The following is a 21,569-nucleotide window of genomic DNA, read 5'->3' as shown; positions in this document are numbered from 1 at the left end:
ATCTCCTTGCTTCTATTAGTTGGTTAAGTGTTGGTACGGTCTAGCTATCGACTCAGCTCCATCAGTTGAGTCGTACATTCAGGGTGTTAGCCACTCGGTTCCCCACCCCGGCGCTCTGGTTGACCTGAACCACTCCACGGCTGCCGGTGAAGGCCTGGTCGCTGGTAACGACCTGGCGGCTGCCAGTGGTAGGGGTCAACCCTGAGTCGGTTGCAAGCGCAACGTTCTGTTGCGACATGACGCTGTCGTCGATGCTTTGCGGGCCAGCGCTGACGCTGATTCGCACGGCATTGATCATCTGGTTCTGGGCCCCGGCGGACTGGTTGACGCTCAGTGCACCGTTGCCATTGCTGAAAGAGTTGCCCTGGATCGCGGTCTTGGCGTTGAGGGCGCGGTCGGCGGCGGCGCCGCTGATTTTTTGCGTGACGGCGATGGTCGTCTGGGCGTTGTGGCCGACGGTGATGGCAACGTTGTTACTCAGCTGTTGCTGGTCGCCGGCGGCCTGGTTGACCGTGACCACGCCGTTGTATTGCTTGCCCGAGTTATCGATGGTCGCGTTGTTGTTGCTGTCGGCCATGGCCGCTGTGCAACCGAGCGCGGCAAGCAGCATCCAGGAGCGGTTCATTTCATTGCCCCCCCGACCATGCCGCTGATGTTGTTCAGTGGGGCGAGGCCGCTGGAAATCGCGCCGTTTACCGTGCCGGCGATGCCGCCGCCGCTGCCGCTATGGCCCGCTGCGCTGCCTGCACCGAGGTTGTTGGCACTGCCGATATTGTTCAAACCGGTGATGTCGCCATTGGGCATGATGCTGCGTGTAATGCTGGAGCCACTGCTGATGCCCGCGATGTCGTGGTCGCTGAGCTCATTGGTGGAGGCGCGGAAGATTTGCGCAGACGGGTTGGCGTTGACGGTGGTGGGGTAGGGGTCGGTGCCGCGTGCACGGCCGATCGAATACGGTTGCACCTGGCGTTCAATCACGATCACACCATCACCTGCCGCGAGCACTGGGAGGCTCACACCGGCACTCAGTGCACAGCTGATCAGCAGGAGGCTCAAGGAGCCTTGATTGTGTGTGTCCATGGCAGTGTTCCTTATTCTTCGCGCTGACCCTAAACAGCGCTGTAAGGGAAAGAGCAGAACGCGTGCCGCTTTTGATTTTTCGTGAATATTCAGTAGGTTGCGATTAATGTGTGGGGAGGTGACGGCCGAAGTGTTTCATCCGCGAAACACTCGCCCTGCGGCTGTCTATGCGCAGCCCCACCTGTTGGCTGTCTCAGTGATGAAACACTGCACATGACAAAGCCATGAATCCGCACCGGGCGGGCGATTCAGGCCAGGGAAGTGTTTCAAAATTGGACACTACGGGCGCAAGCGAGCCCGTACGAGCAGGCGGGCTTAGCCCTTCGGCGCTTTACGCGGGATGGAATTGAGTACGGGGTTGCCGTCCTGATTCTGGGTCAGGTAGACCGGCAAAACCTTGGGCAGGGAAGGGACGAGGTTGTTGACCTCATTGATGTTGTAGATGCCGCCAATGCGAATCGCCCCGGTATTGGCATCTGCCAGCATCACCGGTTTGTTCAGGTAGCGGTTGATCAGTGGCAACGCGTCGGCCAGGGCCAGGTTGTCGAGTACCAACTTGCCCTGGCGCCATGCCAGGCCAGCGTCGTTGGGGTCTATCGCGGCGACTTGCGGGGTGGCGTCACCCGTGTGGTAACTGGCTTGCATGCCAGGGCTGAGCGGCACGCCGGCGTGCTGCGTATCGCTGGAAATCTGCACCGAGCCTTCCAGCAACATCACCCGGACCTGGTCTTCATACTTCCATACGTTGAATTGGGTGCCGGTGACCCGGACCTGTCCGTCACCGGCCTTCACAATAAACGGGTGACCGCGGTCATGGGTGACCTTGAAAAAGGCTTCGCCCTTTTTCAAGGTGACTTGGCGCTGATCCTTGTAATTGCGGTAGACCAATTCGGTGCCCAGGTTCAACTCGACTTGGCTGCCATCGCCAAGGGTGACCTTGCGCAGGCCATTGGCAGCATCGAAATGCTCATAGGCACTGGGCAGCCAGCCTGCTTCCCAGCCCGTGAAGGCTGCCAGCGGCAAGGCGGCGAGGCACACCGCTGCAGCGACGGCGTAAGTGCGCAAGCGGCTGCGCGGCTTGAACGGCAGTACCACCGGCGAAGGCTCGCTGCGCGGCAGGTGGTCGGCCACGTCCCAAATTTCCAGCATGGCCGCGTATTCGAAGGCGTGCAGCGGGTCGGCATCGTGCCATTGCGTAAACGCCCGACGTTCTTCAGCCGTGCAATCACCGGCATGCAGGCGCATGCACCAATGCGCAGCGGCGTCGGTGATGGCGTCGTATTCGGCTTCTGAAAGGGAGTTTTCGCTCATTAATCCATCCTGATTTCGCACATTCTAACCTCCCGAGGCGGATGGCGAGAACAACCATCATGGCGATTGCACATCAATTGGAACTTATTCTCGTTTGGAAAACTCAGAAATCACAGGACACGAGTCCGTCATTCCCACAAAGGAGTACGAACATGCTGAAGAAAACCTTAGTCGCCCTGTGTGCAACCACCGCTTTGCTGAGTGCCGGCGCAGCCCTGGCCGATAAGCCGGGCGCGGGCTGGATTACCATTGAAAAGGCCATCGAAGTGGCCAAGACCAAGGCCGGGTACGTTGAGGTCTACGCGGCCGAAGCGGACGACAATGGCTATTGGGAAGTCAAAGGCCGCAAGTCCGATGGCACGGTCTATGAAGCACGTATCGACGGCGCCTCGGGCAATATCCTGCGTGACCAGAAAGACTGAGGCACTGCCGGGGGCCGCTCAGGCTCCCGCATCCAGCAAACGGCCCAGGTGAGTAATCAGATAAGTCACTGAATCGGCGTTGGCCAAAATGGTGTCGATTCGCTTGTCGGGGTCACTCATGAATACCTGCCGGGCGTCATCAAGGTCCTTGGCGCCCGTGGCGCTGAGGACTTTTTGTTTGACGTATTGGGTGCCGCTGTCCGCACCGTAGTCTTCCCATGTCGCCGATAAATCATCCCAGGTCTTGAACAGCATTGTGGCGGGTGTCAGCGTCGACAATGCGGTCTTGCGCAAATCTTCCAGCGTCGTCTTCATCAACTGCGCACCCGGCTGCGCAGGGTTAATCAAGTCGGGAAAGGGGCGCATCGTGTCCATGTACGCGATGTCTTCGGTACGCAGCCTCAAGTGCGTCAATTCGTGAATCAACGTGCTGGCCCTGGCGTGGGCCGAGATATCGAAGGGTGAGTTCAAGCGGTTCTGGTACTCGTCCATGTCCGGATCAAAGAACCGGTTGAGCAAATACAGTTTGCGCTCCCGGTCCTCAGGAATCACAAAGGCGTATTCCTGCGCCATGCTCACGCGGCTGGTGCCGCTGACAAAACGTTTGGAATCGGGCCCGGTCAAGCTGGGGTCGCTTAATTCATCGAGTATGCCATCGATAATTTTCTCGACCCGACTGAGCTGCTGCGGGCTGATGCTGATCACACCGAACATTTCCCCCAAAAAAAGCCCGACGCGGCTATTGGGATCACGTTGCAGCGAAAAGTGCGCGATGTTGCGCTTGCAGGTGACGCCGTAATAAGTCGCCACGTTCAATGCTTCATTGATGGCCTGGGCTTTCCAGTTGGACAGGTTGGCTATCGCGCGTATGCCGCTCGCTTCGATGTTGATCGTATCGCGCTCGCCGTTGCGCGTTCTGTAGCGCGACAGTACTTTGCCGAAGCGCGGGTTATGCCGACGCAGGTCCAGCACCCATTTGCCTTGTGGGTTGCGGCCCACGTAGGCGCCGTTCAGTGGGTCCTTGGACAGGCGCCAGTGCTGGGCGGTTTTCTTGACCGAGTAGACTTTTCCGTCCAGTGGCACATAGCTTTTTGACCTGGACTTGTCGTGATAGACATGGCTGGTGGGGCTTTTTTCAAGGTCCTTCAGCGCGATATCGTGATCTTCGAAAGGCTGTAACTCAGTGCGTGAGGGGGCGGTGATGTCCAGGCTGCTCAGGCTTGTCGCCGTGGGCAGCGTGTCGTCCGACAGCTCTGCCAGCGTGACGGGTTTTTCTGTGGGCGGCGGTTTTGCGCTGCCGTCCAGTTCCCCACGCAGCGCCGCCATTTGCGCCACGCCCGCGATAAAGTCCTTCAAGGCAGCCCTCCACTTGTGCAATTGCAGCGCCTCGGCTGAGCGTTTGAACAATCGGTAGCTGCGCCACACCACCAGAGGGTACGCAAGTTTTCCGGCCATGAAGCGCACGGCCGTGGGAATGTCCTCGCCCAGCAGGTTGACCGCAGTGTCCCATAGACCTTTGGCGTCTTTCTTGAACTGGCAAGCCAGCATCTTGAGCAGCATTTGCGTGTTGTCGCTGAACAGGGCGTGCAGGGCGTTGCCGCTCACCGCAGACGCGGCGAGACGGATGTCGGAGGGGCGATGCCGGTTGTTTTGCAGCAGGTTGCGGTAAGTGGCCTGATGCGCCAGCTCCAAGTGCCGCAAGGTCCAATCCTGAAGTGCACCCGGCTTTTCCAATTCATCCAGCAAGGCTTGTTCGTTCGCATACTCCTTGAGCACATGGTTTTCGCTGTAGGGCGCATATAACACCAGCGGCCCGGCGCTGCTGCTTTCAGGGCCAATCAGGTACATGCCCAATGCCTTCACGGCCGCAGCGCCATCGGTCGCTATCAACGCCAGCGGGCGAATAATGGCGGTCGCGCCCGCAAGGGTTGCGCGTGCCAGGGCATCGGGCATGTTGAAAACCTGCTGGATGTAGCCAAGGGCCCGCGCTGTAAGGCGTTCCTGCAGCTTTTGCTCGTGGGCGTATTGCAGCATTTGCCAAGGCAACTGACGGCAGAACAGGCGCCGGCGTTTGCGCGCCGCTTCGGTCTGGGCGTTGAGCGTGTTCTGTACCACGCTGTGGTAAGCGGTTTTAAGGTCCAGCTGCCGGACCATCTGGATCACCGTACTGGCGTCCAGTGCAGGCGGCAGCGGCGTGGCAGTGCGTGAACGTGGACGCAGGTTTTCGGCTTCCAGGTCCGGCCAGTGACGCACGGCAAAATCGGTCAGGCTCAATACATGGACGTCCAGCGCCTGGTGCACCGGCAGTTGAATGTCATCCGGCGAGAGGTCATGGTCGGGAAACCGTGCCTTGAGCAGCGCCTGCAGGGCTGTGAACGCATGTTTGCGCACGGGCACGATGCCGTGCAAGTAGTCTTTTTCGTCGGGTGCACTGTTGTGGTATTGCTCAAGCAGTTCAGCGTGATGGATCTGGTCCTGAGTCGTTGCCATGCCCAGCCACACGGGCAGCGCCTGCTGGTTGACGAGGGCGCCGGCCACCGCGATCGCGCGTGCCAGATTGGTGGGCGCGGCCTGCTCCAGCACGTTGTCCAGGCGGTCTTGCAGGGCACGCGCGGGTAACTTCATGGAAAGCAGGTGATCAACCCCGTCCATCACGTAATCGCTGTAGGTTTGCAGGCGGTTGTTCAGTACGTTGTCATCGATGCGTTGCAGCGGGCCCAACCGATACACCTGATGGGGCCTGCGCAGGGAGACGGGCAGGTTTTCCAGCAGACTCAAACGCTTGATCGAATGCGCCAGGCGCTGTGTCAATGCGCTGCGCAGGGTTTCAATCGACGTAAACACTTCATGGCCCAGCCGAGGCGTCCACAGCACGACCCGGCCTGAGCGTTCGGGGTCAATACCGCCGCGTTCAGTCAGTACAAACAGGTTGGCAAGGGGGCTGGTAGCCGCCGAGGTGCCAATACCCAGTGTCAATGCGTAGGCATCCGGCAAAAAGCCGTTGAGGCCGTGACGGGTCAAGCGCAGCAGGCTGTCCGGCCGCAGCACCGTATCAAGCACCGCCTGGCTGCGGGCGGTCATGGTTTTACCCAATACCCGCATTTCGGCCTCGCTTTGCAACCCAAGGCGCATTGAGTGGGCATGCTTGTCACGGGCGTTGCCCAAAAACAGGCGTGGGAGGTTATGCATATCGTTGTCAGCAAATACCTTCAACACTCGGTCAATCACGTCGTTGAAAGTGCTCAGGGTCATGCTGTGCAACTGCTGGGCCACACGCGGGTCGAGCTTTTTGTAAAAGCCGGTGGTGTCGGCGCCGGCAATCGGTGCGGCTTCAAGGCTCAAGCGTTCGATGAAGTGCTCGACCATGCTCAACGACGACACGGGCGGGCGCTCTTCACGTTCCTGGGCTGGCGTTTCGTAGCTGTTGATGTAGACCTCATCGGCCTTCACCTCCAATTGCTGTGCCTGCAGCTGCGCGTCCAGGGCAAGGGTGACCATGCTGCGCAAGGTCGGATGCTGTTTGCGCTCGATGGCCAGCGCCTCCTCGGCCGCCGTCAGGCGTTGAAGGTGCAGCTTGGCGCGCTCGGCTTTTACCGTAGAGGGGCGGCTGTTACCGCTGGTGACCGGATGAACCGTCCAACGCCCGGCGGTGTCCAGCGGTGCCAGGCGATCGTCCAGCATCGTGCGTATATCCAGGGCGCAATCGAGCAGCGCAGCCAGGTCTACCTGGCCGTCGCTGCGCCGGTAAAGTTCCAGTGCGTGGTTCATATTGCTGATCTGCTTGAGTGCAATGTCTTCGACCATGCCGGTGAACACGCCGCCCGTGACGGGGCCGGCCGCGATGTTTATCTGGTCCAGGCTCATAAACGTGTTGCGTTCATCCAGGGAGAGCACGTTGAGCAACTCATCTTCGTGCCCGGCGGCCTTGAGCATGCTCAACAAGGTGTCTTTCAGATCATCCAGGTTTTCAAGCACCTGCAATCCGCGCGATTGCGTGTAGAGGTAAGCGTGTGTTTCGCTGAGCATCAGCGTGCCGGCCAGCTCCACATAGTGCTGATACGGCGCGTAAAGCCGCACTTTCTCCACGCTCAGGCGGGTGGCGTAGTGGCTGCGCGCGGTCTGGTCGCTGAGGAACAGCGCCTGGAGCGTGTGGCTTTGGTCGGCAGTGAGGGTTTCTTGTTGGCGCTTGAGCAAGATATCCAGACGAAACTTATCAGCCATGACCTGCGCGAAAAAATCCAGGCGCGAGGTGCCGCTGCCGGTGTCCTCGTTCCAGTAAGTCTGCAGCAGGCTGTCCAGCAGCTTTGACAAGATGCTGGAGGTCTGTTCGACCAGCGTTTCCCACTGCTGCAGATCCTGTTCCCGTTGGGGTTGGGTGAAGGTGCTGGTGACATGCCGGGGGTTAATGAACTCGCGGGTTTGCGCCTTGGGCCAGGCATGTCGTACATAAAATTGCAGGAGCGCTTCGCTTAACGGTTGGGACTCGACCCAGCGTCGACCGCCGCCCCCCGGCATTTGCACAAAACAGTTCACCTGCGTATGGCGTTGATCCAGCCCTGGGAAATCAGCGCGCGCCATGATGCCGAGCAGCGTATCGAGCATGCCGGGCAAGGTCGGGATTTTTTGCAGGTGCGCCAGCATCGCCTGCACATTGGCATGCTGGCAGGCCTGCAGCGTCTGCTCCTGGTCCACTTGCACCGAGCCTTCGATCGTTGCAGTGGTCAACGTCATGGTGGTGCCGACAGGCAATGCGTTGCGCTGGGCAATCGACAGGAAGCTCAGCCATTCGACGCGCTGCACCGGGTCCACCAACTGCTTGCCCACCTCGGTGAGCAGCGAGGCATGATCGTCAGCAACCTGAATGCCGCCATACGGGGTGTACAGCAGGGCCTTGGCACCGTCCGGGCTGGGGCTCATCACAAATGCACCGGCGATGGGCGTCGCCGGTTGACCTGAGACGTTGATCAGCAGTTTCTCGACGCGCATCGGATGGCCGCGCAGTTGGGTATCCTGGCGAGCGGCATCGCTGGCGTAGTAAAGGTTATGCAGCCAATCAAGGTCTTTGGTGGTGAGCCCCAATGCGCGCTCGCGGTCGCTGGGGGTTTTTCGACTGATGGGCTGCAGGAATTCGTCGAAAAAGTACGGCGGGGTGACGCGGACCATGATCAGTCTCCAGTGTGCTCGGAAGACGACAGGGTAAGTACGCGTGATTGGCAGGTCGGGGTAAATAATCAGCCCCTGCGCAAGTTGACAGCAGGCGCCGTGCGTGGTGTTTTATCGAGGCCTGTATGTTCATTCGTTGCGCCCTCCAATCATAAAAACGGAGCTTCAAATGTCTGCGCAGTCTCCGACACTGGCTACGGCTTCAACCTCCATCGGTCTCACTGAGCTGGTGGCCTTGCTACAACAGATATTCGTCCGGCACGGCACCTCGCCCGAGGTGGCCGCCATCCTGGCGCACAATTGCGCCAGCGCCGAACGCGATGGCGCCCATAGCCATGGCATCTTTCGCATCCCCGGTTACCTCAGCACCCTGGCCAGTGGCTGGGTCGACGGCAAGGCCCTGCCGGTGGTCACGGATGTGGCCGCAGGTTTTGTGCGCGTTGACGCCTGCAACGGCTTCGCCCAACCCGCGCTGGCAGCTGCGCGCGCGCTGCTGGTGGAAAAAGCCCGCAGTGCCGGGATTGCGCTGCTGGCCATTCACAACTCCCACCATTTCGCCGCGTTGTGGCCGGATGTCGAACCGTTCGCCGAAGAAGGCCTGGTGGCGCTGAGCGTGGTCAACAGCATGACCTGCGTGGTGCCCCATGGCGCCGACCGGCCGCTGTTCGGCACCAACCCGATCGCGTTTGCCGCGCCACGGGCCGATGGCGCGCCGATTGTGTTCGACCTGGCCACCAGCGCCATCGCCCATGGCGACGTACAAATTGCCGCGCGCAAGGGCGAGCGCTTGCCGCCGGGCATGGGCGTCGACAGCCTGGGCCAGCCGACCCAGGACCCCAAGGCCATCCTTGAGGGCGGGGCGCTGCTGCCGTTTGGCGGGCACAAGGGCTCGGCGTTATCGATGATGGTCGAATTGCTCGCGGCCGCCCTGACGGGTGGGAACTTCTCGTTTGAATTCAACTGGTCGGATCACCCCGGCGCCCGCACGCCGTGGACCGGGCAGTTGCTGATCCTGATCGACCCGAGCAAAACCGCCGGGCAAAACTTCGCCGAGCGCAGCCAGGAACTGGTGCGGCAGATGCATGCGGCGGGGTTGCGGCGGTTGCCGGGGGATCGGCGCCATCGCACACGGGCGAAGTCGCAGGAAACAGGGATCGAGATTGACGCGCAGGACCTTCAGCAGTTGCAGGCACTGGCCGAAGGCTAAAAGGGGCTGCGCCAGCGGCGCAGCCTCAAGGGTTTAGCTGCGATGGCTTAGCAGCGATGGCTTAGTTGCGACGACCGAGCAACAGGCCCACCACCAGGCCAAAGCCTGCGGAAATCGCTACGGTCTGCCACGGGTGGCCACCGATGTAGGTCTCGGTGGCATCGACCACCGGCTTACTGCGTTCACGCACGTTGGACACCGACTCCAGCGCCTGCTTGAGCTTGATGGCGACCTGCTCGCGCAAGGTTTCGCCTTCTTCGCCTACCAGGGCAGCGCTGCTCTTGAGCAGTTTGTCCGATTCTTCAATCAGCGCCGTCAGTTCACTGAAGGCTTGATCCTTGATTTGGTCTTCGACAGCTTGGGCAGCGGTTTTGCGGGCCATTGTGTGACTCCTTGCGAGTGAATGTGACAGTGAACAATGGAGTATCGGGCGACGGCAAAAGTTGCAGATTTTTTGCCGCGAGCTGTTTGGGGGCAAAATCCGAATCAGGATATTTCGACCTACAGTGTAAGATGTCACCTATTTGTGCAGCAGGTAATTCAACATGAGCTTCAATCTGGCCAACAAAACCCTCGCCGAACGCGCCGAGCTGGAAGATGAAAAGTCCCGCCTCTACGACCTGTGGCAAACCAACCTGGGCAAGGCCAAAGGCGAAGCGGCACGCTTGTTCGGCGAGCGCGCCAAGCGCAAAGGCAAGTGGGCCGAGTGGGTGCGCGCCGAGCTTGACGGCATGTCGCCGCCGGAGTTTTCCAACATGGTGCGCAGCGAAGTCAACAAGCTGATGGCGGCGGCGAAATAAAGCACGCCACAATCGCCTCGCGTACTTTCAGCAACAGCGGATCCAGCTGCGCCTGGGTGCGCCAACCCAGTTCCACCGGGTAGCGTGGCAGCGCCAGCGGGCAGGGCAGCACACGCAAGCCGGTCATCTGCGCAATCGCCTCGGCGGCATGCCCGGGAATCGTCGCCACCGCCGCGCTGCCCTTGAGCAAAAACGGCAGCGCGGCAAAGTGGCTGGTCGACGCGCACACCTGGCGGCTCAACCCCTGCGCCGCCAAGCCTTCATCGGTAATCCCGATAAACCCGCCCGATGACACCAGCACATGCTCGCGGGTGACGAATGCCTCCAGGCTGATGCTGTCCTGGCCCGGTGCCAGGCTGTGCGGGTCGACCAAGCAGCGATAATCACCTTCGCCCAACACCTGCCGGCTCAATCGGCCTTGTGCGAAACCGCCTGCGGTAATCGCCAGGTCCAGGGTACGGTCGAGCAGGGCGGCGGCGACGATCTGGCTGTGGGTCTGGCGGAAGATCACGCGCAGCTTCGGCGCGCGCCGTGCAATCTCCTCGATCAGCCGACGGCCGTGGGCAATCTCGAAATCATCGGACAAACCCAGCACCACCGAGCGCCCCTGATAGTGCGGGTTATCCGGGTTGATCATCGCCAGGCTCTGGCGGCAGCGGTCCAGCGCCTCGCTGATCACCGGCTTCAACTGGTTGGCGCGCAGGGTTGGCGCCAATCCACGCCCGGTACGCACAAACAATTGATCGCCATACAGCTCGCGCAATCGCCGCAAGCCCGCGCTGATTGCCGATTGGGTAACGCCCAGGCGCAACGCCGCGCGGCTGGCGCTGGACTCGTCATGCAGGGCTTCGAAGGTTTTCAGCAGGTTCAAATCAACCTGGGCGATATTCATTTGGCTCATATCATTTAGCACTGAGGTGGGCTTTATTCATGATTGCTGCGCGCCGGAGAATGGGCAACCCCAATATTCGGAGTGAGCGTGATGCCTGTTTCAACTGTGGCTGCTTTGCAAATCGGTTCGCTGCCAGCTGGCAAGGCCGACACCCTGGCGCAAATCCTGACGTATGAGCACGAGATACTGCGCAGCGGTGCGCAACTGGTGGTAATGCCCGAAGCCTTGCTGGGTGGCTACCCCAAGGGCGAGGGCTTCGGCACGCAATTGGGCTATCGCCTGCCGGAAGGCCGCGAAGCCTTTGCGCAGTATTTTGCCAACGCCATCGATGTGCCTGGGGTCGAGACCGAGGCACTGGCCGGGTTGTCGGCGCGTACCGGTGCGAGCCTGGTGATCGGTGTGATTGAACGCAGCGGCAGCACCTTGTATTGCACCGTGCTGTATTTCGAGCCGTCGGGTGGCCTGGTGGCCAAGCACCGCAAGTTGATGCCCACCGGCACCGAACGGCTGATCTGGGGCACCGGCGATGGCTCGACCTTGCCGGTGATCGATGCCGCGGTCGGCCGCGTGGGTGGCGCGGTGTGCTGGGAAAACATGATGCCGTTGCTGCGCACGGCGATGTACGCCAAAGGCGTGGAGGTCTGGTGCGCGCCCACCGTGGATGAGCGTGAAATGTGGCAGGTGAGCATGCGTCATATCGCCCATGAGGGCCGCTGCTTCGTGGTCAGTGCCTGCCAGGTGCAAGAATCGCCGCAGGCGCTGGGCGTGCAGGTGGCCAACTGGCCGTCAGACCGCCCTTTGATCGCCGGCGGCAGCGTGATCGTCGGGCCGATGGGCGATATTCTGGCGGGGCCGTTGCGCGGCGAGGCGGGGCTGTTGACGGCGCAGATCAACACCGATGAGTTGGTGCGCGCACGTTATGACTATGACGTGGTGGGGCATTACGCGCGGCCGGATATTTTTGAGTTGGTGGTGGATGAGCGCGCCAAGCCTGGCGTGCGTACCCTTACTGACTGATTGAACACAGTGAAAAAAATGTGGGAGCGGGCTTGCTCGCGAAAGCGGTGGGTCAGCCACCTAAGGTATTGACTGAAAGACCGTCTTCGCGAGCAAGCCCGCTCCCACATGAGTGCTTCATTGTTTGGACGATTTAAATTCCAACCATTCCTCGCGGGTTATCTCCCAAATGTCCCGCGGGAAGCTGCCTGCGACAAACTGGCCTTCATCCGTTCGGATCAGGCGCATACCGGTGCGTTCGGAAATCCGCCGCGAGCTTAAGTTTGGCGCGGCTTTGGGCACGCGCATCCGCGGGCGTTTGAGCACCTCGAACCAGAACTGCGTCACCGCCGCACTGGCTTCGCTCATAAAGCCCTGGCCTTGCCATTGCGGGCCCAGCCAGAACCCTCGGTTGTCGTCTTGCTCGTCCGTCAGGTTGATATTGCCGATCAACTGCTCCGGCGGACTGTTGAGGCGGATCGACCAATGCCATTGGTCGCCATTGGCCATGCCCGGCAAGGCCACCTCTTCAATATAACGGCGCGCGCCGTCGGCCGGGTACGGCCAGGGCACCTGGGCATTGAGGTAGCGCACCACTTCCCAATGCGCGAACTGCGCCTGGGTGGCCTCGGCATCGTCGAGGGTCAGCGGGCGCAGGATCAGTCTGTCGGTGAACAACGTCGGTTGCATGGCGTTTACCAAGTGGCCGTGTTCGGCAGGTTCAAGGTGCCGCGGTCGACAAAGCGCATGGTGCCAAACAGCCCACCTGCGAGTTTGCCGCGCAATACGTAGGGCAAGTTGTTCAAACTCTGGGTCTGGCTCAGGCCCAGGGTTTGGCGCAACACGGAAAACGCCGAAACGCTCACCGGCACGGTCAGCACGGTCTCGGAAAAGCGCGGGATATTGCCGCTTTGATCACTCACGCCCGACGCCAACGGCCGGCCATTGACGTCCAGGTCCAGGGCTACGCCGCTGTAGTCGATTGCCGTTTCATTGGGGTTTTGCACCCGCAGCTTCACGGCAAAACGTACTTCCAGGTCCTGGCTTTGCAGCGGCTCGATGCCCACCACCGTGATATTCACCGGGTCGCGATTGGGGAACAGCGCGCAGGCGCTCAAGGTCAGCAGCAGTAACGATAGAACCATGAGCTTGCGCATATAAAGGTGCTCCTATTTCGTGACGTCCGGGTCCTGCATGACCTTGAGGGTAGAGGACTCCGGATCAAATTCATCTTCTTCCAGCTCTATGAACTCTTCCGGCAGGAAAATGTTCAGCAGGATTGCACAGAACGCGCCCACGGTGATCGGCGATTCGAAGATGTTGTGCAGCGCCTTGGGCAGGTCGCGCAACACTTCCGGCACGGCAGCCACGCCCAGGCCCATACCCAGCGAGATCGCCACGATCAGCACATTGCGCCGGTGCAGCCCGGCTTCGGCGAGGATCTTGATCCCGGCCACCGCCACAGTGCCGAACATGATCAGGGTGGCGCCGCCGAGCACCGGTTTAGGCATCAATTGCAGCACCGCGCCGATCATCGGGAACAGCCCCAGCAGCACCAGCAGGCCGGCGATAAAGTACGCTACATAGCGGCTGGCCACGCCAGTCAGCTGGATCACGCCATTATTCTGCGCGAAGGTCACCATCGGCAGGCTGTTGAAGGTCGCCGCCATCGCCGAATTGAGGCCGTCGGCCAACAGGCCCGACTTGATGCGCTTGATGTACAGCGGGCCTTTCACCGGCTGCTGGGAAATCATCGAGTTGGCAGTCAAGTCACCGGCGGCTTCCAGTGGCGAAATCAGGAAGATCACCGCGACCGGAATAAACGCCACCCAGTCGAACGAGAAACCGTATTTGAACGGCACCGGCACGCTGATCAGCGGCACTTGCGGCAAGGCTGCCAGGTCGACGCGACCCATCCACCAGGCCACGACGAACCCCAGCGTCAGGCCGATCACGATCGAACCCAGGCGCAGGAACGGGTTGCTGAAGCGGTTCAGGACCACAATCGTCAGCAGCACCAGCGCCGCCAGGCCCATGTTGCTCGCCGCGCCCAAGTCGCTGGAGCCAAAACCGCCGGCCATGTCAGTGACCGCCACTTTGATCAGCGACAGGCCCATCAAGGTAATGATCGTGCCGGTTACCACCGGAGTGATCAGTTTGCGCAGTTTGCCGATGAACTGGCTGAGCACCACTTCGATAAAGGCCGCGAAAAAGCAGATACCAAAAATGGTCGAGAGAATTTCATCGGTGCCGCCGCCCCGGGCCTTGACCATAAAACCGGCGCTGAGAATCACGCTGATAAACGAAAAGCTGGTGCCTTGCAGGCACAACAGGCCCGAACCGACCGGGCCGAATGTTCGCGCCTGCACAAAGGTGCCGAGCCCCGACACGAACAACGCCATGCTCACCAGGTACGGCACTTCGCTTTCAAGGCCAAGTACGCCGCCGACGATCAAGGTGGGGGTGATGATGCCGACGAAACTGGCGAGCACATGCTGCAGCGCAGCGAAAATCGCGGCGGTGAAATGCGGGCGGTCTTCCAGGCCGTAGATCAGGTCGGATTTATAGCGGGGGCGAGGGGTTTGAGCGTCAGACAAAATACAGGCCCGGTAGGGAAAGGGGCGCGCAGGATGCCAGAAAGTGCTGGCAGTCAGAAGTGTGTAAAAATATTTCGAAACATCCTGCATAAAATTCACACGCCGGCCGATACCGTAGGTAAGCCCACCCCACTATTACAACAAGGGTGCGCAAAGGTCAGAGCGGCGCGTTGACGCCGACTGATCGTGTCGCGGCAGGGACGCTCGCCAACACTACTTCTGAGAGCACCCCTATGTCCCTTCGTCATCTGAATATTGCCCCTCGCGCGTTTCTCGGTTTTGCGTTCATTGCGTTGCTGGTCGTGATCCTTGGTGTGTTTGCCGTCAACCGCATGACGACTATCCGCCAAGCATCGCTGGACATGGGGACCAACCAGCTACCAAGCGTGAAGTTTCTCGGCAACATGACGGAAAACGTTCTGCGCCTGCGCATTTTGTCCTTCCGCATCCTGATCAACCGCGAGCCCGCGGCCCTGGACGAAGCCAAGGTCCGCGTGGGCGTTTTGGTCGACAAGGTCAAGCAGGCTCAGAAGGCTTATGCGGTCATGCCGGCCGGCGCGGAAGAGGCGGCTTTGTACAAAACCTTCGCCGCGACCCTGGACAGCTACTTCACGGCCCAGGCCGAGATGATGTCGCTGTCCCAGCAGAACAAAGTCGAGGAGATGCGCACGCTCATCAACACGCGTATCAAGGACGGCACCGACCTGATGGGCGAGCAGTTGAACAAGCTGATCGCCATCAACAGTGCCGACGCCGATCAGGCCGGGGTTGAAGCGCAAGGCAGCTATCAGCAAGCAGTCACCGGGATCATCATCGTGTCGGTCGTGGCCGCCTTGATGACCGTGCTGCTGGCCTGGCTGCTGACCCGCAGCATCGTTACGCCGCTGCGCAAAGCCGTGGAAGCGGCCGAAACCATCGCCGGTGGCAACCTGAGCAAACCCATCGAAGACGATGGCAAGGATGAACCGGCGCGCCTGCTCGGTGCCTTGTCGGCCATGCAAACCAACCTGCGCCAGACCATCCAGCACATTGCCGGTTCAGCCACGCAACTGGCGTCCGCCGCCGAAGAGCTGAGCGCGGTCACCGAAGAAGCCTCCAAAGGCCTGCAACAACAGAACAACGAAATCGACCAGGCTGCCACCGCCGTCAACGAGATGACCGCCGCCGTGGAAGAAGTCGCGCGCAACGCGGTGTCCACCTCCGAAGCCTCCAGCCAGTCCAACCAGGCGGCGCGTGAAGGCCGTGACCGCGTGGTGGAAACCGTCGGCGCGATCCAGACCATGACCCAGGACGTACAAAACACCTCGGTAATGATCGAAGGCCTGGCGACTCAAGGCCGCGACATCGGCAAAGTGCTCGACGTGATTCGCGCGATTGCCGAGCAGACCAACCTGCTGGCGCTCAACGCGGCGATTGAAGCGGCCCGCGCCGGTGAAGCCGGGCGTGGCTTCGCGGTGGTCGCCGATGAAGTGCGGGCGTTGGCGCATCGCACCGCGCAGTCGACCCAGGAAATCGAAAAAATGGTCGCCGGCATCCAGACCGGCACCGGTGAAGCCGTGCAATCGATGCAGCAGAGTAACCAGCGCACCCAGACCACCCTGGAAATGGCCCGCGCTGCGGGCGTGGCACTCGAGCAGATCACCCAGTCCATCAGCCTGATCAACGAACGCAACCTGGTGATTGCCAGCGCGTCGGAAGAACAGGCCCAGGTTTCCCGTGAAGTGGACCGCAACCTGGTCAACATCCGTGACCTGGCGACCCAGTCGGCAGCCGGGGCTAACCAGACCAGTGCGGCCAGCCATGAGTTGTCGCGTCTGGCGGTGGATTTGAATGGGATGGTTGCACGGTTCGTTATCTGATTTGAATGCGCGCGGGAGTGGCGGTTTGCCGCTCCCGGTCTTGGCGTTAAGAGATCACCGCATTACTGGAACTGGACGCCAATAACATCCTGGCTCGTGATCGGCTTCGTACTTCTTACCAAAAAGTCGGTCCTGCGATTTCCCGTCATATCGATACCGATGTAGTACCGATTGGTTGCCGGGTTAACGGTAAGAACAGTGTCGCCAATTCGTCCTGTGTACCTATTGACGTGGTTGAGCGTTACCTGTGAGTTTTTACTTAGGTTGCTTAAGTCGATCTTGTCCTTGGCTGTCGTGAAGTTAGTGAGCAAGTCCGAGTTTTGGTAGGGTGAGTCGGAGACTGCGTCATAGTTATAGGTTTTATAAGCCGGGGGTGCAGGATCTGGCATGGGCGGTGTGATCGGTAGTTGTGAATGGTCGCCGGTAACCAGGTCGCCAGGTTTTATCGGGTTCTTGCTTAGAATAACCAGCGTGGAGCCAATGTTGTCCAGCACAAGTATCAATCTGTGCATCTTGAAATTTTTATCGTAGTCTAATGCCAGTTCGCCTTTGTGACCGTCTAATTCAGCGGCCCGATCGGTGAGTACGCTGGTGATTTTCGGCTTCGCAATACCGGCGTTCTTCAATAGTCCGGAAAGATCAATTTTATCGACACCACTCACAAAGTCTTCCAGTATGTCCGGGCTTTCCATCGGCGAGTCGCTGACACGGGTGTAGACAAACGTATCCGCGCCGCCGCCGCCGTGCAATCTGTCCGCCCCCGCACCTCCCGTCAGGCGATTGCTGACCTGGTTGCCGATCAGCTCATCATCCCCCGAGCCGCCAATGGCATTTTCCACAACAACGCCCTTGGCAATCGACACATTGCCTTTTCTGCCACCTACGTTCGAAAGCTGCTCGGCGTTCAGGTCGATCTTCTGGTCCTGCCGGTAACCCGAAAAATCCAGGGTGTCATTCCCACCGTTGTCCCATACGCAGATCGCGGTCAGGTCATCGGGGGAGTTCAAGCGGTAGTAATCGCGGTCAGCATTGGAGTTGAAGCCGTAAGTGGTATCACCCGTGCGGGTTTTATCGTTGGCGCCGTAGAGACTCTGCCCAGCGGTAATATCACGCATCATCGGCGTCGCGGTGCTATCCGAGATGCTGGAGCCATGCTCGTCAAAGGGCCGCCAAAAATGGGTGTTGTATGACATGGCCGTATGGGTCTTGTTGTTTTCGGGATGACGTCCGACCGGGTGCCCCAGCCCCAGGCTATGACCGATTTCGTGAATCATTGAAGAGTTCAGAGGTAGATTCTTGTTGCCCAGGCCGATTCCGATGCTCATGAGCCCACTGTAATCGGAAGGCATTGTGGCGTAACCCCCCACGCCGTTATTGCCATGAACAACCAGCATGGCGTCGGCGTCTTTTGCATTCTCGGTAAATTTGACCTTAATCACGTCCTCCCACGCCTTGATCGAACTTCTGAAGGCTTTTTTTCTGGCGTCGCTGAGTGCCAGTGTTCCACTGCTTTTATGCCAGGGATCTTGAGGGTCGGATGAATCGAAGAATCTGTAGCCGATGGTTATTTTGCCATCGCCGTTTCGATCTTTGATTTTATAGTTTTCACGGGTGAGCTGTGCAGGGATATCCCCTTCAGGCCAAGCACTTGGCCAGTCCTGTTTAACGGGGGAGGAAGGATGATCTAATGTGGGCTGAGGGGCGTAATAAGGTGCGCTCGTATTTGTTCGAGTAATAGACATGGCAATCCCTGGCATAAGAGAGAAGTGAGAAGTAGTGCATGGGTTAGTGGGTGTAAGCGGTAAAGTAAGTCTTTCGGCAGGGAATGCCAATCAGGGGTATATGTCTATGTATGACTTAAATGTATATTTTTGAAAGTGGCAGTTAAATAGAGTGTTGAAGGTGTGCGAGAGCAGGTGTGATAAAGAGTGTAGGTGTGTCGGGGTTTATTTGTTTGGGGCGAGAGAAAAGTTACCCCGCTCATGCAGGTTGACGTGCATTGGGCGTACACGCCAACCCCACGAAGCGCCCGAGTTGTCTAAAGTTCGCTGACCTCAACCCACCGTTCTTGAATGGCCGCCAGGCGAATCGCCGTTGCCAGTTGCTCGACTGCCCAGGCGCCCTCGAAATCAGTGCCATCCGCGCCGTGCCCCGCCAGCGCCATGATCAACTCGTGCACTTCCAGGGTCTTCAATTCGTTGTAACCCAGTTGATGCCCGGCGGCCGGGCTGAATGCGGCGTAGCCGGGCAGGGCGGGGCCGGCCAGCACACGCTGGAAGCCGTCCTGGCCGACGCGGCAAACACGCAGTTCATTCAAGCGCTCCTGATCGAACGCCAAGGTGCCTTGGGTGCCGCTGATTTCAAAGCTCAGGTGGTTCTTGTAGCCATGCTTGAGCCAACTGCTGCTCACCGTGCCACGCGCGCCATTGGCGAAGCGCAGCAGCGCATGCACCTGGTCATCCACGGCGATGGGTTTGAGGTTGCTGCTGCCTTTGACGACTGGGCGTTGGGCGTGCACGGTCTGGGTGTCGGCGCACACGCTGTGTACATCGCCGACCAAATAGCGCGCCATCGACAGCAAATGGCTGCCCAGATCCGCCAGGGCACCTCCGGCGTGTTCCACCTCGCAACGCCATGACCAGGGTGAACTCGGGTCGGCCATGAAGTCTTCGCTGAATTCGCCCTGGAAGCTGATGATCTCGCCCAGCTCGCCCTTGGCAATCATCTGCCGGGCCAGGCCGATCATCGGGTTGTGCTGATAGTTGTAGCCGACCCGCGTGACCACCCCGGCTGCACTCGCGGCGCGGCGCATGGCGTCGGCCTGCTCCAGGCTGACGGCCAGCGGCTTTTCGCAATACACCGCCTTGCCTGCGGCGATCGCCGCCATGGCCATGGGGTAATGCAGGTGATTGGGCGTGGTGATAGCCACGACATCGACTTTGGGGTCGTCGATCAACGCCTGCCAGTCGCCATGGGCCTGGGCAAACCCCCATGCGCTGGCGCAGCGCTGGGCGCGCTCAGTATCGGCATCGGCCAGGGCGGCCAATTTGAGGGTGACCGGCAGTTCGAATACCGCGCGGGCATTGTTGAACGCCAGGGCGTGGGCGCGCCCCATGAAGCCCGTGCCGATCAGGCCGATTCCGAGTTCACGCATAGCGGTGGTCCTTTGAATTATTGTTTTCAGGAGGGCTATTAATGGAATAAAAATTCACATAATTCAAGATATGGAATAAAAATTCATTCCGCCTGATCGTCCCCACGCTCCGCGTGGGAACGCCGCCTTGGACGCTCCGCGTCCCGCGAGTGACGCAGAGCGTCTCGGGATGCATTCCCACGCAGGAGCGTGGGAACGATCATCATCATGGGCAGTAATCTGATTGTTCCCACGCTCTGCGTAGGAACGCCGCCTGGGACGCTCCGCGTCCCGCGAGTGACGCAGAGCGTCACGGGATGCACTCCCACGCAGGAGCGTGGGAGCGATCATCATCATGCGCAGTAATCCGATTGTTCCCACGCTCCGCGTGGGAACGCCGCATTGGACGCTCCGCGTCCCGCGAGTGACGCAGAGCGTCACGGGATGCATTCCCACGCAGGAGCGTGGGAACGATCATCGTCATGGGCAGTAATCTGATTGTTCCCACGCTCCGCGTGGGAACGCCGCCAGGGACGCTCCGCGTCCCGCGAGTGACGCAGAGCGTCACGGGATGCATTCCCACGCAGGCGCGTGGGAACGATCATCATCGTGCGCAGTAATCTGATTGTCCCCACGCTCCGCGTGGGAACGCCGCCTGGGCCGCTCCGCGTCCCGCGAGTGACGCAGAGCGTCACGGGATGCATTCCCACGCAGGCGCGTGGGAACGATCATCATCATGCGCAGTAATCTGATTGTTCCCACGCTCCGCGTGGGAACGCCGCCTTGGACGCTCCGCGTCCCGCGAGTGACGCAGAGCGTCACGGGATGCATTCCCACGCAGGAGCGTGGGAACGATCATCATCATGCGCAGTAATACTGTCCCATTCAGGCCATCGGCAAACGCCACCAGTTAACAAAAGATAACGTAGCGCCGATTGTCAGACGATTCGAAAGCCCGATAGGATGGCCCCTGCTTCCTTCAGGCGCTCTAGATTGCAGGTTTCAGGGCCCGGGAAGGCAAGACGACCTAACAATAATAATTCGGGAGAAAGGTCTATGAGTGAGCCTGTCATGGGTTGGGTTGTTTGCCGCCCGCGCGCCGCACGCCGGGTTGCGATGCTGGCCACAGCGCTCTCGCTGTTTGCGGCGCTGTCGACACCCGTGCTGGCCGCCGGCGATGCCACCGCACAGCCGGTATTTGCGATTGAAACCCCCAAGGCCGCCAAAGGCTTGATGATCGATGTAGTCCACGCAGGCTCGCGCCTGGTGGCGGTCGGTGATCGCGGGCACATCCTCTATTCCGATGACCAGGGCAGCACCTGGACCCAAGCCAAAGTGCCGACTCGGCAACTGCTCACGGCGGTGTTCTTCGTCGACGACAAACACGGTTGGGCCGTGGGCCATGATGCGCAAATCCTCGCAAGCGTCGACGGCGGCGCCACCTGGACCCAGCAATACCAAGACCTCAAGCGCGAAGCCCCACTGCTCGACATCTGGTTCAAGGACGCCGAGCACGGCCTGGCCGTGGGCGCCTACGGTGCGCTGATCGAAACCACCGACGGCGGCAACACCTGGGAAGACGTCAGCGACCGCCTCGACAACGAAGACCAGTTCCACCTCAACGCCATCGCTCACATCAAGGACGCCGGCCTGTTTATCGTCGGCGAGCAGGGCAGCATGTTCCGCTCCAGCGACGACGGCCAGACCTGGGAAAAGCTCGAAGGCCCGTACGAAGGCTCGCTGTTTGGCGTGATCAGCACCGCGCAAGCGCAAACGCTATTGGCCTACGGCCTGCGCGGCAATCTTTACCGCTCCACGGATTTCGGCAGCACGTGGGAACAGGTTGAACTGAACGCCGCGCGCGGCGCCCTGGAGTTCGGCTTGTCGGGCGCCACGCTGCTTGATGACGGCTCGCTGGTGGTGGTCGGTAACGGCGGCAGCGTGGTGGTCAGCCACGACGATGGGCAAACCTTCAGCGTGTTCAATCGCCCGGACCGCATTTCACTCTCGGCGGTCACGGCGGCGGGCAACGGCAACTTGATTCTGGTCGGGCAGGGCGGTGTTCGTGTCGCCACGCCGACCGGCGCCGAACCGACAAAACAATAAGAA

17 protein-coding genes are annotated in these 21,569 nt (G+C 60.2%); 6 read left to right on the top strand and 11 right to left on the bottom strand.

The annotated features are described in order from the left end of the window. Nucleotides 1–61 precede the first annotated feature (61 nt). The 3 genes from HX783_RS01490 to HX783_RS01480 all read right to left on the bottom strand — a co-directional run bounded on the left by HX783_RS01490 (nt 62) and on the right by HX783_RS01480 (nt 2,391). On the bottom strand, nt 62–625 hold the full coding sequence (locus HX783_RS01490) for an adhesin (RefSeq protein ID WP_177015686.1): 564 nt from the start codon (nt 623–625) through the stop codon (nt 62–64). Further along, complete coding sequence (locus HX783_RS01485) at nt 622–1,080, bottom strand: hypothetical protein (protein ID WP_177015685.1); 459 nt, start codon at nt 1,078–1,080, stop codon at nt 622–624. The genes HX783_RS01490 and HX783_RS01485 overlap by 4 nt, the downstream gene beginning before the upstream one ends. Nucleotides 1,081–1,395: 315 nt before the next feature. Then, nucleotides 1,396–2,391, bottom strand: coding sequence for a FecR family protein (locus tag HX783_RS01480; RefSeq protein WP_177015684.1), 996 nt, complete (start codon nt 2,389–2,391; stop codon nt 1,396–1,398). A gap of 152 nt (nt 2,392–2,543) precedes the next feature. Here HX783_RS01480 and HX783_RS01475 point away from each other — a divergent pair, with 152 nt between their 5' ends. Continuing rightward, nucleotides 2,544–2,813, top strand: a complete 270-nt coding sequence (locus tag HX783_RS01475; RefSeq protein WP_016979404.1) for a PepSY domain-containing protein — start codon at nt 2,544–2,546, stop codon at nt 2,811–2,813. Between the two features lie 18 nt (nt 2,814–2,831). On the opposite strand, the gene HX783_RS01470 is transcribed toward HX783_RS01475, so the two are convergent. Then, nucleotides 2,832–7,976, bottom strand: coding sequence for a dermonecrotic toxin domain-containing protein (locus HX783_RS01470; protein ID WP_177015683.1), 5,145 nt, complete (start codon nt 7,974–7,976; stop codon nt 2,832–2,834). 169 nt (nt 7,977–8,145) lie between these two features. Here HX783_RS01470 and HX783_RS01465 point away from each other — a divergent pair, with 169 nt between their 5' ends. Continuing rightward, nucleotides 8,146–9,183 (top strand): Ldh family oxidoreductase, encoded by a 1,038-nt coding sequence (locus HX783_RS01465; protein WP_177015682.1) that lies wholly within the window; start codon nt 8,146–8,148, stop codon nt 9,181–9,183. Nucleotides 9,184–9,244: 61 nt separating this feature from the next. On the opposite strand, the gene HX783_RS01460 is transcribed toward HX783_RS01465, so the two are convergent. After that, complete coding sequence (locus tag HX783_RS01460; protein WP_159955959.1) at nt 9,245–9,565, bottom strand: YqjD family protein; 321 nt, start codon at nt 9,563–9,565, stop codon at nt 9,245–9,247. A gap of 163 nt (nt 9,566–9,728) precedes the next feature. Here HX783_RS01460 and HX783_RS01455 point away from each other — a divergent pair, with 163 nt between their 5' ends. Continuing rightward, nucleotides 9,729–9,983: a hypothetical protein gene (locus HX783_RS01455; protein ID WP_003190904.1), complete on the top strand. Its 255-nt coding sequence runs from the start codon at nt 9,729–9,731 to the stop codon at nt 9,981–9,983. Here HX783_RS01455 and HX783_RS01450 read toward each other — a convergent pair. Further along, nucleotides 9,955–10,875 carry a LysR family transcriptional regulator gene (locus tag HX783_RS01450; RefSeq protein WP_177015681.1) on the bottom strand — a complete coding sequence of 307 codons (921 nt, stop codon included), beginning with the start codon at nt 10,873–10,875 and terminating at the stop codon, nt 9,955–9,957. The two genes, HX783_RS01455 and HX783_RS01450, sit on opposite strands and share 29 nt — an antisense overlap. 90 nt (nt 10,876–10,965) lie before the next feature. On the opposite strand from HX783_RS01450, the gene HX783_RS01445 reads away from it, so the two are divergent. Continuing rightward, the gene (locus tag HX783_RS01445; protein WP_177015680.1) at nt 10,966–11,892 is read left to right on the top strand and encodes a carbon-nitrogen hydrolase family protein; all 927 of its coding nucleotides are present in this window, start codon (nt 10,966–10,968) and stop codon (nt 11,890–11,892) included. Nucleotides 11,893–12,009: 117 nt separating this feature from the next. Here HX783_RS01445 and HX783_RS01440 read toward each other — a convergent pair whose 3' ends face one another. Genes HX783_RS01440 through HX783_RS01430 form a run of 3 tightly spaced genes read right to left on the bottom strand, consistent with a single transcriptional unit; the run spans nt 12,010 to nt 14,468 of the window. Next, nucleotides 12,010–12,561, bottom strand: a complete 552-nt coding sequence (locus HX783_RS01440; protein WP_177015679.1) for a GNAT family N-acetyltransferase — start codon at nt 12,559–12,561, stop codon at nt 12,010–12,012. A gap of 5 nt (nt 12,562–12,566) precedes the next feature. Continuing rightward, nucleotides 12,567–13,028, bottom strand: coding sequence for an LEA type 2 family protein (locus tag HX783_RS01435; protein ID WP_177015678.1), 462 nt, complete (start codon nt 13,026–13,028; stop codon nt 12,567–12,569). Nucleotides 13,029–13,040: 12 nt separating this feature from the next. Next, complete coding sequence (locus HX783_RS01430) at nt 13,041–14,468, bottom strand: nucleobase:cation symporter-2 family protein (RefSeq protein ID WP_159955969.1); 1,428 nt, start codon at nt 14,466–14,468, stop codon at nt 13,041–13,043. Nucleotides 14,469–14,701: 233 nt separating this feature from the next. Between HX783_RS01430 and HX783_RS01425 the strand changes: the two genes are divergently transcribed. Next, nucleotides 14,702–16,327: a methyl-accepting chemotaxis protein gene (locus HX783_RS01425; protein ID WP_159955971.1), complete on the top strand. Its 1,626-nt coding sequence runs from the start codon at nt 14,702–14,704 to the stop codon at nt 16,325–16,327. Nucleotides 16,328–16,389: 62 nt separating this feature from the next. Here the strand turns inward: HX783_RS01425 and HX783_RS01420 are convergent, their stop codons facing one another. Together HX783_RS01420 and HX783_RS01415 are read right to left on the bottom strand one after the other, a co-directional pair. Then, a complete protein-coding gene (locus tag HX783_RS01420; RefSeq protein ID WP_177015677.1) occupies nt 16,390–18,069 on the bottom strand; it encodes a M10 family metallopeptidase C-terminal domain-containing protein in 1,680 nt (559 codons plus the stop codon). Nucleotides 18,070–18,365: 296 nt separating this feature from the next. Continuing rightward, a complete protein-coding gene (locus HX783_RS01415; RefSeq protein ID WP_159955975.1) occupies nt 18,366–19,481 on the bottom strand; it encodes a Gfo/Idh/MocA family protein in 1,116 nt (371 codons plus the stop codon). A gap of 1,050 nt (nt 19,482–20,531) precedes the next feature. Between HX783_RS01415 and HX783_RS01410 the strand changes: the two genes are divergently transcribed. Further along, nucleotides 20,532–21,566, top strand: coding sequence for a YCF48-related protein (locus tag HX783_RS01410; protein ID WP_177015949.1), 1,035 nt, complete (start codon nt 20,532–20,534; stop codon nt 21,564–21,566). The last annotated feature ends 3 nt before the right edge of the window (nt 21,567–21,569 follow it).

Source organism: Pseudomonas sp. D2002 (assembly GCF_013385735.1).
In the GTDB taxonomy this organism is placed as follows: Bacteria; Pseudomonadota; Gammaproteobacteria; order Pseudomonadales; family Pseudomonadaceae; genus Aquipseudomonas.
This window is presented reverse-complemented; position numbering and strand designations above follow the sequence as displayed.